Raw genomic sequence first — 12,464 nt, 5'->3', positions numbered from 1 at the left:
GCCGGAGCGACCGTCCGGGGGTTCTGAGCAGGCGTCCCTTGTTGCAGGAGTGGCTGAATGGGTACTCAGCCGACGAACGCAGAGGAAGGGGCGTACGAGATGCGCATCGATCTGACCGGCCGCACGGCACTGGTCACCGGCTCCACGCAGGGAATCGGCGCGGCGATCGCCACCGGCCTCGCGCGGGCCGGCGCCCGGGTCGCCGTGAACGGCCGGAGCGAACAGCGTGCCGAGGAGAGTGCGGCCCGGCTAGCCGAGGACGTGCCCGGCGCGGACGTGGTGCCCGTGGCGGCGGACGTGACCACCGAGGAGGGAGCGGCGCAGGTCATGGACGCCGTGCCGCGGGTGGACATCCTGGTCAACAACCTCGGCATCTTCGGGTCCGCGGACCCGCTGGAGATCACCGACGACGAATGGCGCCGCTACTTCGAGGTCAATGTGCTGGCGGCCGTGCGGCTGATCCGCGCGTACCTGCCGGGTATGACGGAGCGGGGCTGGGGGCGCGTCCAGAACATCGCCAGCGACTCGGCCGTGGTCATCCCCGCGGAAATGATCCACTACGGCATGTCGAAGACCGCCCTGCTCGCGGTGGGCCGGGGCTTCGCGAAGGAGGCGGCGGGCACCGGCGTCACGGTGAACTCGGTCATCGCCGGCCCCACGCACACGGGAGGCGTCGAGGACTTCGTGTACGGGCTCGTCGACCGTGACCTTCCGTGGGACGAGGCCCAGCGTGCCTTCATGAAGGAGCACCGACCGCAGTCCCTGCTGCAACGGCTGATCGAGCCGGAGGAGATCGCGAACATGGTCGTCTACCTCAGCTCCGACCAGGCGTCGGCCACCACCGGGGGCGCGCTGCGGGTCGACGGCGGATACGTCGACTCCATCCTGCCGTGATGCGGCCGGCCCACGCTTGTCCTCGCGGACACCCTCAGGCCCTCTCAGACAGGGCGTGGCCCGTCCCCGCCCGGCCGCTCGATCATCCGTGACAGTTCGACCCGGGAACGCACCCCCAGCACGGCGAACACCTTCCGCAGGTGATAGTCCACGGTGCGGGTGCTCACGGCCAGGCGCAGCGCCACCTCCCGGTTCGTGGCACCCTCGGCCACACAGCGCGCGATCCGCAACTGCTGCGGTGTGAGGCCCTCCAGCACACCGGCCCGCGCCGCGGCCGGAGCCGCCCCGTTCGCCCTCAGTTCGGCCCGCGCCTGGTCCGCCCAGATGCGGGCGCCGCACCGCTCGAAGGCGACCAGCGCGGCCCGCAGACAGCCGCCCGCCTCCCGGAGTCTGCGCCGTCTGCGCAGCCACTTGCCGTACAGCAGCCGCGTACGCGCCTGCTCGAAGTCGCCGCCCGCCCGTGCGTGCAGGGCGAGGGCGTCCTCGTACAGTCCGTCGGCCCGGTCCTCGTCGGCCACCAGTGCCCGGCACCGGGCGAGTTGGGCGGGCGCCTGCGCGTCGGCGCCGAAGCGCGCCCACAGTGCGAACTCCTCGACGACGGCGCGGGCGTCCTCCCGCTGCCCGGCGAGCACCGCGGCCTCCACATAGCAGGGCATGACCAGCATGCGTACGGCGAAGTGACCGCCGTCCGGGCCCGGGCGGACCAGCGGGCCGAGCCGGGCGACCGCCTCGAACGGACGCCCGCGTCCCAGGTCGGCACGGCCCGAGGCCCATTCGGCGAGTGTGACGGCCTGCATGAGCCCATGACGCCGTGCGGTGTCCAGCGCGGCGCCCGCGTGGTGCGCGACGAGCGTCGACTCGTCCGCGATCGACGCCGCCAGGGCGAGCACGGCATGGTGGTGGGCCGCCACATTGCCCTGCCCGTACCGGTGCGCGGTACGCAGTCCCTCCTCCGCGTGCGCCCGGGCCCGCGCGTGCTGCCCGGTCCGCAACTCCGCGTAGGCCAGCAGTTCCAGGGCCCGTGGCACGGATGCCTCCGGGCCCCGGGACCTGGCCGCCGCGAGGGTCCGCGCGCCGATCCGGCAGGCGGCGGGCACGTCCCCCAGGAGGAGGGCCGCCGCGCCCGACCACAGCAGCCGCTCCGGCCCGTCCTCCTCCCATGCGTGCTCGACCACGCGCCGCAGCCGGGGGATGGCCCGGCCGAAGTCCCGTTCCAGCATCGCCCGCATGCCGTGCAGGTAGTCCCGCGGCAGGCTGTCCGGCTCGGCGCCGCGGGCGGTCGGCCGGTCGGCGACCGTCCCGACGTGCCCGACCGTGGTGGCCGCCGCCGTCGCCACGGGGGTACGGTCCGCCGCGTTCAGCGCCCGCAGACACGCGACGGAGTCTCCGGTGGCCCAGGCGGCCTCCGCTGCCGCGAGCCCCGCGAGCAGGGCGTGCGCGGGATCGTCGGCGGCGAGCAGGGAGCGGGCGAGCAGCAGGGCCTCACCGGCGTCGGCCGCGGGGCCGTCACGCAATGCGAGAGTTCCCCGCACCCAGGCCGAACGCCCCCGGACGACGGCGGGCAGGGCGCCGTCGCGGGCCCGGTCGACCAACCGGCGGGCCACCCGCGCTCGGCCCGCGAGCAGCGCCTGCCCGGCCGCCGCGGTCAGATGCTCCGCCCGCTCGCGCCCGTCCGCCGTCAGCTCCGCGGCGCGGGCGTACGCCACCGAACGCTGGGCGCGGGACGCGGCGACGCACGGGTCGGCCGCTGCCGCGCAGAGCTGATCCGCCAACGCCGGGGCGTGCCCGGCGACCGACCAGGCCCGGTGGAGCAGCGCGACGAGCCCGTGCCCCTCGCCCTCCAGAACGGAGGCGAGTGCCCGGTGCGCCGCGCGTCGCCGGTCGGGAGCGGCACAGGCATGGACGGCTCTGCGGAGCAGAGGACCGGTGAAGCGGAACCGGCCGTCGGTCAGCACCAGGGCGTCCGGGAGCCGGTCCGAAGCGAGTGCGGCCCGCGCCCGGCCGAGCCGCGCAGCCGCCCCGCGGACCAGGTCGGCATCGGCGCCGACGCCTTCGGGATCGTGCTCGTGCGCGGCCGCCACCAGCAGGAGGAGTTCACCGGCGGCGGCGGAGTACCCCGCCAGATGCGCGCCGGCCGCACTCCGCAGCGCTTCGGCGTCGGCCGCGGGCCACGGCAACCGGCGTTCGCCGGACAGCTCGGCGGGCGCCAGCCCGGCCACCAGTGCGCGCAGCAGGGCCGGGTTGCCCCGGGCCTCGTCCAGCAGCTCCGCGCGGACGGCCGGGGCGACGGACCCGCACGCAGTGTCGTCGAGCAGCGCGTCCATCGCGGACGACGGCAGCGGCGCGAGCGTCAGGACGGGCAGTGCGGCGAAGTCGGGATCCGCCGTGTGCCGCCCGGTGACCGTGAGGAGCAGCCGCACCGGTCCGGCCGCGGGCAGGCGCCGGGCGGCGAAGCCCAGGGCGGCCCGCGAGGGAGCGTCCCACAGGTGCGCGTCGTCCACGCACACCAGCAGGGGCGAGCCCGCGGCCGCGTCGGACAGGGACCGGAGCAGCCACTCGGGTGCGGTCCCCGCGTCCGGAAAGCCGACGGCCGGTCCTCCCGGCAGCCCGTCCGCGGCACACCGCAGCGCGTGCACCCCGCTCAGTGGCAGTGCGGACTCCGCGCGACTGGCCCGTACGCGCAGCACGGGCCCGGCCGTGAAGGAGCGGGCCGCCCAGGCGATCAGCGCGGTACGGCCGAGGCCCGGATCCCCGGCCAGTACGAGCACCGGGGCGTCCGGGCCGGACAGGTTCAACACGGTTGCCAGCGCGGCGAGTTCCGCGCTTCGGCCGTGCAGTGGAAGGGATCGCGGTGGGGGTGTCTGCGGTGCGGGGGACCGCGGTGGGGAAGACTGGGGCGCGTTCGTCCGTCCGGTCATCCCCGTGACGTTACTTTCGCGCGACGAGAGGCGGAAGCTCTCCGTCCGGCGCCTGCCGACACGCGGTTTCCCGCTCCGGCCTGCGCCGACACGTCTTGCGTCCGGGACTCTCGTGTACGCCTGCCCAGCGGCGTCACCACAGATCTGTGCACCCGCACAGACGCACCTGCACAGCTGCACGCGAGCCGATGCGCCCGCACAGCGCCGGTGGGCGGCCGCGTTCCCCGCACGACCGCCCACCGGCTGCTCATCGGGGTGCCGGCCTCAGGAGATGTGCGGGCAGTTGCCCCGGTACTCCTCGATGGTCAGGCTCGGCCGCGGCAGCGGGCAGAGGAACTGCTCGTAGCGGGTGTCGTTGTCCACGAACCGCTTGAGCCAGGAAATGCTGTACTTCGCGATCGTCGTGTCGGACGAGTTCGGCGTGAAGTGCGTCGCGCCGTTGAGCTCCAGGTACGCCTTGTCGGTGGACGACGGCAGGCTCCCGTAGAACGGCTCCGCGTGCGAGGCGACGGGTGCGATCGTGTCGCCGTCCGCGCCGAAGATCAGCGTGGGTGTGCTGACCTCGGGCCAGGACTTGTCGGTGTTCCAGGGCGTCAGCGGGATCGCCGCCTGCAGGGACGGACGGGACTTGGCGGCTTCGAGACTGCCACCACCTCCCATCGAGTGCCCCGCCACCGCGAGCCGGCTGCTGTCGATCCTGGTGCGTACGCTGCTGCGCTCGGTGAGGTAGTCCAGCGCGGCCAGCAGCTGACGGCCGCGCGAGTCGGGCTGGTCCAGGGTCGTCAGGGTGTCGATGGTGAAGACGACGAAGCCCTGGGAGGCCAGCCGTGGGCCCAGCCACGAGATCGAGGACTGGGTGCCGGTGTACCCGGGGGAGATCGCCACCGCGCCGAACGTTCCGTCGCTGGTGCTCGTCGGGTAGTACACCGTTCCGCCGCCGAAGCCGGTGACCGACAGCGAGGAGACCGTGGTCTGGGACACGCTGTAGGAACCGCGTGCCGCCTCGATGCTCGACGTGGTGGGGGCGGGGCCGCGCTCGTAGGGGTTGTCCGCGGCGTGCGCCCCGGGAGTCGCCAGGGAGCTGAGACCCACGACGGCGGCCAGTGCCGCGAGGGCGCCGGTCATCCTCTTCGCGGTCCTGACCCTGCGGTCGCGCGGGCCGCGGACGGCGGATGCGGGCGGAAGCGTTCCTGGGGTGAGCGGGCTGTTCTGCGAGGGCTGCTGCACGACGAAGTCGTCCTCTCGGCCGTGACGGGCCGCCGGACCGGACATGCCGCGCGGAGGACCCGCGTGGCACGTCCGGTAGCTCTGCCGACGGCGCCGACCGGTGGTCGGCCGTGCCACTGTCCGGCCGGGAGGAGGGCGCGGCCATCGGCAATATCACCGGTCTTCGGCAACCGGCCTTCGACCACCGGTCCGCAACCACCGGTCCGCAACCACCGGTCCGCAACCACCGTTCGTCGGCGAACAGCCCCCGCGCCCGGCTCACTTGACGGTGATGCTGCCCGCGTGGTCGAGGTCGGCGGCGGACCGGCCGACGTACACGGGCACCTGGCCGGTGGGGGTCACCCAGCGCCCGCCCGCCTCGTCCCAGTAGGACAGCGCGCGCCGGCTGACGGTGACACCGACACTCCTGCGCCGGCCTGCCTCCAACGCGACGCGGGCGAAGCCGACGAGCGTCCTGGCCGGGGTGTCGGTCCTGGTCGGCAGATGCCCGATGTAGACCTGCACCACCTCGGATCCGCTACGACGGCCGGTGTTGTGTACCTCGACGGTGACCTCGGCGGCCCGGTCCCCACGGCCGAGGCTGTGCACACGTGCCGTGCCGAGGCGGAAGGAGGTGTACGACAGCCCGTGCCCGAAGGGGAAGAGCGGCTTGGCGCGGTGCTTGTCGTACCACTTGTAGCCGACGTGGATGCCCTCGTCGTACGTGATCGTGTTGGCGATGTCGTCGTCCTTGGCGCCGGTGTAGGTGGCCGGGCCCTGCTGTTCGTCGGCGGGGAAGGTGACGGGGAGCCGGCCGCCGGGTTCGGCGTCGCCGTACAGGACGTTGGCGATGCCGGTGCCGGTCGCGGCGCCCTGGTACCAGGCCTGCAGCACGCCCTTCACCGCGCCCAGCCACGGCATGAGCATGGGCCCCGAGGTGTTGAGGACGACGACCGTGTTCGGGTTGGTGGCGGCGACGGCTTCGATGAGCCGGTCCTGGTCGCCGGGCAGGGAGAGGTCGTCGCGGTCGAAGGCCTCGCCGGTGTAGTTGTTGACGAACACCACCGCCACGTCGGCCTTCCTCGCCGTCGCGACGGCGGCCGGTACGAGCGACTCGGGCTGCCAGCCCAGGGTCATGGCGGGTCCCCGGAACCCGGCGTCCCTGGTGCTGTACTCGACCGTGATGTCGACGGCCCTGCCGCCGGTCAGTTCGGCGACACCGCCGATCGCGCTCTCCTTCGGGCCGAAGAAGGAGTCCCAGAGGAAGCGGGACTCGTCGAGGAGCGTCACCCCGTTCACGACGATCTTCGCGGCACCCGCCAGCAGGGCCGAGACGCGCACCGGACCGGTGACGGGCGGGGTGAGGCGGCCGGTCCAGCGGGCCGACCAGGCGGCCGGGAGGCCGTCGACTGGGGCGCCGCGGAAGTCGATGTTGCCCGTCGTCGTGGTGGTCAGCGGGCTGCCGGAGTGGTCCTCGCCCGCGAAGAACTCGGCGTGCAGGCCGGGTTCGCCGTCGGGGGTGGTGAAGACGTCGCCCGGGATCGTGGGCAGGGCGACATCACCGAGACTGCCTTGGGAGAACAGCACCCGGGATGCGCCGGCCTTGCTCCTGATCGCTTCCAGGGCGGTGGTGAAGTCGCCGGGATCGACATAGGAGGAGCCTTCGACACCGGTGATGGCGTCCTTGCCCGCCGGGCCGATCACGGCGATCGTCCTGTTCTTCGACAACGGCAGCAGGCTGCCCTCGTTCTTCAGCAGGACGGTGGCCTGTTCACCGGTGATCCGGGCCAGGGTCTGGTGCGCGGCGGTGGTCACCACGTCGGCGGGCGTGTCCGGCAGCGGATGGTCGTAGGCACCGGAGGCGAACAGCGCGTACAGGATGCGGCGGGTGGCGTTCCGGGTGCGCTCCCGCGGGATCCGGCCGTCGGTGAAGGCGGCCTTGGGGGTGTCGGGGGTGAGTGCGGCGGAGTCGACACCGGCGTTGATCTCCGCGACCCGGTCCCCGGACGGGTAGTAGTCGGTGCCGAGGTAGCCCTTGAGCCCGAGGTCTGTCTTGAGGGCGCCGATGAGGTGTGGGTTCTCGCAGGCGAACACCCCGTTGACCCTGGGATAGGAGCCCATGACCGACAGGGCGCCGCCGTCGCGGACGGTGTGTTCGAAGGCCGGGTAGTAGACCTCGCGCAGGGCACGCTCGGAGACCCGTACGTCGAGGGAGTTGCGGCCCTCCTCCTGGTTGTAGACGGTGAAGTGCTTGATCTGGGCGATGACGTCGTTCTTCTGGAAGCCACGGGTGACGGCGGCCCCGATCAGCCCGTTGACCAGGGGGTCCTCGCCGTACGACTCGGCCTCGCGGCCGTTGCGGGGGTTGCGGTCGATGTCGACGGTCGGGCCGAGCAGGACGTTCCAGCCCTTGCCCCGGGCCTCGGCGCCGATCGCGTCGCCGTACCGCTCGGCCAGGTCGGTGTCGAAGGTCGCCGCCAGTGCGTTGGGGGCGGGGAAGGCGGTCACTCCGGTGTCGCCCCGCAGTCCGTCGGACGCGTCCACGCGGGTCATGGCCGGAATGCCGAGATGGGCGAGGGGCGCGAAGTCGGCCACGTCGACCGCCGTGACGAGCGTGATCTGCTCCTGGAGCGTCATGGCGGCGAGCAGGGCGTCGGCTCTGCGGGCGGCCGACTTCTTCTTGTCACGCCAGGGCTGACCGGCGAGGGCCGTCCGCGGGGCGGCTGCGGCAGCGGTGCCGGGAAGCCCGGCGGTCAGCACCGCGGCTCCGCCCAGAGCGGCCACGGACACGGCGACGGCTTCGCGCCGGGTCGGTCCTGTGGAGCCTTCTCCGGAATCTTCGGAACTTCCTCTGGAACGGGTCACTTCACACTCTCCTTCGAGCGTCGAGTTCCTTCGAGCGTCGAGCGGCGGCGGACGCTCTTTCACGAGGCGGTGCGTGGACTTGAGCAGCGCGAACGGGGCTCAGGCGGCGCTGCGTTCGAGGTCGCGGGTGTCGAGGTGGTGCCGACCGGGGCCCACGGTCAGCGGAGCGTGCCCCGGGAGTTCGACCACGCCCTGGCAGCCGTCGGGAACCGTGACCTCCGCGGTCATGCCCGAGTCGGTCAGGCCTGAGTCGGTCAGGCCTGAGCAGGTCCTGTCCGAGTCGGTCAGTTCCCAGGAGATGGCCGCCTCGCCGTAGGGCGTCTGGTGGCGGGCCCTGGCCCAGGTGATGCCACCGCCGGGACGCGGCCGGAAACGCAGCGTGCGGTATCCGGGGGAGGATAGGTCGAGCCCCGCGACGACCCGGTGCATCCAGTCGGCCACGGCACCCAGCGCGTAGTGGTTGAAGGACGTCATCCCACCGGAGTTGAGGGTGCCGTCGGGGAGGAGACTGTCCCAGCGTTCCCAGATGGTGGTCGCGCCCATGGACACGGTGTAGAGCCAGGACGGGCACTCGGTCTGGGTCAGCAGGCGGTACGCCACCTCCAGGTGTCCGGTGTCGGTCAGGGCGTCGCAGATCAGCGGGGTGCCGACGAAGCCGGTGGCGATCCGGGCGTCGTCCTGGAGCACCAGTTCCGCGAGGCGGTCACCGGCCGCACGGCGCTGTCGGTCGTCGTCCAGCAGACCGAAGACCAGAGCCACCGAGTACGCGGTCGGGGCGTCGCTGGTCATCCGGCCGTCCGGGCGCACATAGCGGGCCCGGAAGGCGCGGGTCACCTCGTCGGCCAACTGTCCGTACCGTGCGGCCGCTTCCTGATCACCGAGTTCGCGGGCCGACCACTGGAGATGGCGGGCGGAGTGGGCGAAGTACGCGGTGGCCACCAGGTAGCGGTCGGTGCGGGCCCCCGCCGGGTCGTCCGGCGGGGCGATCGGATCCAGCCAGTCACCGAGCTGGTGCCCGGTGTCCCACAGCCGGCTCTCCCCGGCCAGCCGGTCCATCAGGTCCACCCAGGCGCGGCCCATGGGGAAGTGCCGGCGCAGCAGTTCGAGGTCGCCGAAGCGCCGGTACAGGACCCACGGGGTGAGGGACGCGACATCGCCCCAGGCGGCGCCCGGCTGGATCGGCGTCCACTGGGGGCCGCCGGGGATGACCGGCACGTACCAGGGGATCGTCCCGTCGGGCAGTTGCTCGACGGCGACGTCGTCCAGCCACGAGTCGAGCATGCCGGCACAGTCGTACAGGAAGGACGCCGTGGGGGCGAAGACCTGGATGTCGCCGGTCCAGCCGAGGCGTTCGTCGCGCTGGGGGCAGTCGGTGGGGATGTCGACGAAGTTGCCGCGCATGCTCCACACCACGTTCTCGTGCAGCCGGTTGACCAGGGGGTCGCTGCACTCGAACCAGCCGGTGCGGGTCATGTCGGTGTGGTACACCCGGGCCGTCACCGCGTTCGCTCTCAACTCGCCCGGCCAGCCGCCGACTTCGGCGTAGCGGAAACCGTGCAGGGTGAAGCGCGGTTCCCAGGTCTGCTCGCCGGAGCCGTCGAGGACGTAGGTGTCGGTGGACGCGGCCCCGCGCAGGGGGCGGGTGGCGAGTTCGCCGTCCTGGAGTACCTCGGCGTGGCGCAGGGTGATGGTCGTGCCCGCCGGTCCGGCGACGGTGATGCGCAGCCGGCCGACGAGATTCTGGCCGAAGTCCAGGACGTGACGGCCGTCGCCCTTGGCGGTGACAGTGAGGGGTGACAGTTCCTGGGTGCGGCGGACGGGAGCGCCCTTGGGGGCGATCAGGGTGCGTGGATCGCGGGTGCGGGTGGCCACCGGCGTCCACAACTCGGCCTCTTCCAGGCCTCCTTGAGGTGTCGACCAGTGGGGGTCGTGCAGGCGTGCGTCGAAGGTCTCGCCCTCGTAGAGGCCGCTGAAGAGGATCGGGCCGGGCGCGGCCTGCCAGGAGCCGTCGGTGGCGACGACCGTCGTGGTGCCGTCGGCCAGGGTGACTTCTAGCTGGGCGAGGAGGGACTGGTCGCTGCCGTAGAGGTCGCGGTAGCCACCGTCGAAACCGATGTGGCCCCGGTACCAGCCGTCCCCGAGCCAGGCACCGAGGGTGTTGGCGCCGGGTACGAGATGCTCGGTGACGTCGTAGGTGTGGTAGCGCAGGCGTTCGCCGTAGACGGTCCACCCCGGCGAGAGGATGTCGTCGCCGACCCGGCGGCCGTTGATCTCGGCCTCGTACACACCGTGGGCGGTGACATACAGCCGGGCCCGGACCGCCGGGGCGTCGAGGGTGAAGTCGCGGCGGACGCGGGCCGGGCGCCGGTCGGTGCCGGGGGCCTCGGGCCAGGCCGCGCCGACCGGTACGGCACTCCAGTCGGCGGCGTCCAGGAGCCCCGCCTCGACCGTGCGCGGCTCGCTCCAACCGGTCGGGTCCGCGGCCCCGTCCACCCACACCCGTACCCGGACGCCGACCCGTTCACGGGAGTCGAGAGGTGCGCCCGGCCACGGCAGGAGGACCTGGTCCGCGTGGGCCGTGCGGCCGGTGCGACGGAGGACGCCGTCCCGGTCGAGTTCGATCTCGTAGGCGTCCTGGACGGCGGCTCCCCGGGGCAGACGCCAGGTCAGGCGTGGCCGGGCGACACCGATTCCGAGGCCGTCGGGCAGGTGCTCGAAGGTGACCGGGGCAGGCTGAGAGGACATGGGTGGGGGACCTTCCATGGATACGGGTGCGGACGGCCGGCGCCTGGCCGGAGCTGAAGCCCTGTGGAGGCGCGGCCGTCAACCCTTGACGGCTCCCGAGGTGAGGCCCTTCATCACCTTCTGGTTGAGGAAGAGGTAGATCACCAGGGTGCCGAAGACGTTGATGCAGATGGCGGCGAACAGCGGGCCGTACTGTGTGGCGCCGAAGTCGCCGGTGAAGTTGAGCAGCCCGACCTGGATGGTGCGCAGGTCCTGGCTGTTGGTGAAGGTCAGCGCGATCAGCAGGTCGTTCCAGATGAAGAAGAACTGCACCAGGCCGACGGTCAGGATCGCGTTGCGGACCATGGGCAGACCGATGGTCCAGAACGCGCGCAGGATGCCCGCGCCGTCGATGGTGGCCGCCTCGAACAGCTCGCGCGGGACGGTCTTGTAGTAGGTGGCCATCATGAACACCGTCAGGGGAAGGCCGGTGCCCGTGTAGGTGAGGATCAGCGGCCACAAGGTGCCGGACAGGCCGGTCCGGAAGTACACCGTGAACAGGGGCAGCAGGATCATCTGCGCGGGGACCATCATGCCCGTGAGGAAGACCAGCAGGGTCAGACCGCGGCCCTTCCACACCATGACCTGGAGGGCGAACCCTGCCGCGGTGCCCAGCAGCAGGATCAGCGCGAGCGCGGGCACGACGGCGAGCAGGCTGTTCTGCACGTACAGACCGATGTGCCCGGTGGTCCAGGCGTCGGTGTAGTTGCCCCACTCCCAGGTGGTGGGCAGCGACCAGGTGGAGTTGTTGAGGTAGTCGTCGTTGGACTTCAGCGAGGTCAGGAACATCCAGACGAGCGGATAGACCTCGACGACCAGGAGACCTGCGACGACGAGCTTGACCCACAGGCGGCGCGGGCGCCAGACCCTGACGGACGTGTCGATGGCCATGGGTTCAGCCCTCCGTGAGGTCGCGCCGCGAGACGCGGAAGACGACCAGGGTCACCAGGAGACACACGACGGTCAGCAGCAGGGCGATGGTGCTGCCGTAGCCGTAGTCGCCGTAGGTGAACGACGTCTGGAACATGTACAGGGTGAGCGGTGTGGTGCCGCTGCCGGGACCCCCGCCCGTCAGTGCCACGATCGAGTCGAAGACCTTGAGCGTGCCGTTGATGCTGAAGATGACCGCTGACATCAGTACCGGGAACGACATGGGCAGGACGATGTGGCGGACGAGCCGCGGACCGGAGGCTCCGTCGAGGCGGGCGGACTCCAGCACCTCCTCGGGGATGTCCACCAGGCCGGCGAAGAGCAGGACGGCGTAGAAGCCCATGGAGCGCCAGATGTCCATGACGATCAGGACCCAGAAGGCGTGTCCCGCGCTGCCGAACCAGTCGACGGAGTCCAGGCCCACCGCGTTGAGCAGGGAGTTGACCGGGCCGGTCTGCGGGGCCACCTGGAAGAACTTCTGGAAGAGCAGACCGACGGCCACGGTGGGCAGGACGACGGGGAAGAACACCAGGGTACGGATGAGCGCGGAGGCGCGCTTGAGGAAGAACACGTACAGCAGGGCCAGCAGATAGCCGGCGACGACCTGGCCGACGGTCACGACGACCGCGTACTTGGCGGTGAACCACAGGGCGTCCCGCACGGCGGGGTCGGAGAACAGGCGCTGGAAGTTGTCCAGGCCGTTGCCGGTGAAGCCCTCGATGGTGTTGCCCTCGGTGAACGAGTACCCGAAGGACCACACCATGGGGACCAGCATGATCAGGGAGTAGACGAGCAGGGCGGGACCGAGGAGGATCAGGACCGCCTTGCGGTCACCGAGTACGCGGTGCATGGAGGGGTGTCCAGTTC

The 12,464-nt window shown here is 71.9% G+C and carries 7 protein-coding genes; 1 reads left to right on the top strand and 6 read right to left on the bottom strand.

Annotated elements, in window-relative coordinates; translation table 11 throughout:
* Positions 1 to 99 precede the first annotated feature (99 nt).
* On the top strand, positions 100 to 894 hold the full coding sequence (locus J8N05_RS24175) for an SDR family NAD(P)-dependent oxidoreductase (RefSeq protein WP_210890347.1): 795 nt from the start codon (positions 100 to 102) through the stop codon (positions 892 to 894).
* 44 nt (positions 895 to 938) lie between these two features.
* Here the strand turns inward: J8N05_RS24175 and J8N05_RS24170 are convergent, their stop codons facing one another.
* The 6 genes from J8N05_RS24170 to J8N05_RS24145 all read right to left on the bottom strand — a co-directional run bounded on the left by J8N05_RS24170 (position 939) and on the right by J8N05_RS24145 (position 12,447).
* Positions 939 to 3,812: a LuxR C-terminal-related transcriptional regulator gene (locus J8N05_RS24170; protein WP_210885882.1), complete on the bottom strand. Its 2,874-nt coding sequence runs from the start codon at positions 3,810 to 3,812 to the stop codon at positions 939 to 941.
* A gap of 264 nt (positions 3,813 to 4,076) precedes the next feature.
* Positions 4,077 to 4,937 carry a bis(hydroxyethyl) terephthalate hydrolase gene (bdeA, locus tag J8N05_RS24165; RefSeq protein WP_247706755.1) on the bottom strand — a complete coding sequence of 287 codons (861 nt, stop codon included), beginning with the start codon at positions 4,935 to 4,937 and terminating at the stop codon, positions 4,077 to 4,079.
* 360 nt (positions 4,938 to 5,297) lie between these two features.
* On the bottom strand, positions 5,298 to 7,883 hold the full coding sequence (locus tag J8N05_RS24160) for a beta-glucosidase (protein WP_210885880.1): 2,586 nt from the start codon (positions 7,881 to 7,883) through the stop codon (positions 5,298 to 5,300).
* Between the two features lie 99 nt (positions 7,884 to 7,982).
* Positions 7,983 to 10,628 (bottom strand): alpha-L-rhamnosidase, encoded by a 2,646-nt coding sequence (locus J8N05_RS24155; protein WP_210885878.1) that lies wholly within the window; start codon positions 10,626 to 10,628, stop codon positions 7,983 to 7,985.
* 78 nt (positions 10,629 to 10,706) lie between these two features.
* Positions 10,707 to 11,558, bottom strand: a complete 852-nt coding sequence (locus J8N05_RS24150; protein WP_247706450.1) for a carbohydrate ABC transporter permease — start codon at positions 11,556 to 11,558, stop codon at positions 10,707 to 10,709.
* A 4-nt stretch (positions 11,559 to 11,562) separates the two neighbouring features.
* Entirely contained in the window at positions 11,563 to 12,447 is an 885-nt protein-coding gene (locus tag J8N05_RS24145; protein ID WP_210885876.1) for a carbohydrate ABC transporter permease, read from the bottom strand.
* Positions 12,448 to 12,464: the final 17 nt, after the last annotated feature.

The organism is Streptomyces liliiviolaceus (genome assembly GCF_018070025.1).
In the GTDB taxonomy this organism is placed as follows: Bacteria; Actinomycetota; Actinomycetes; order Streptomycetales; family Streptomycetaceae; genus Streptomyces; species Streptomyces liliiviolaceus.
The sequence above is the reverse complement of the archived record's forward strand: the minus strand, read 5'-3'. Positions and strand labels throughout refer to the sequence as shown.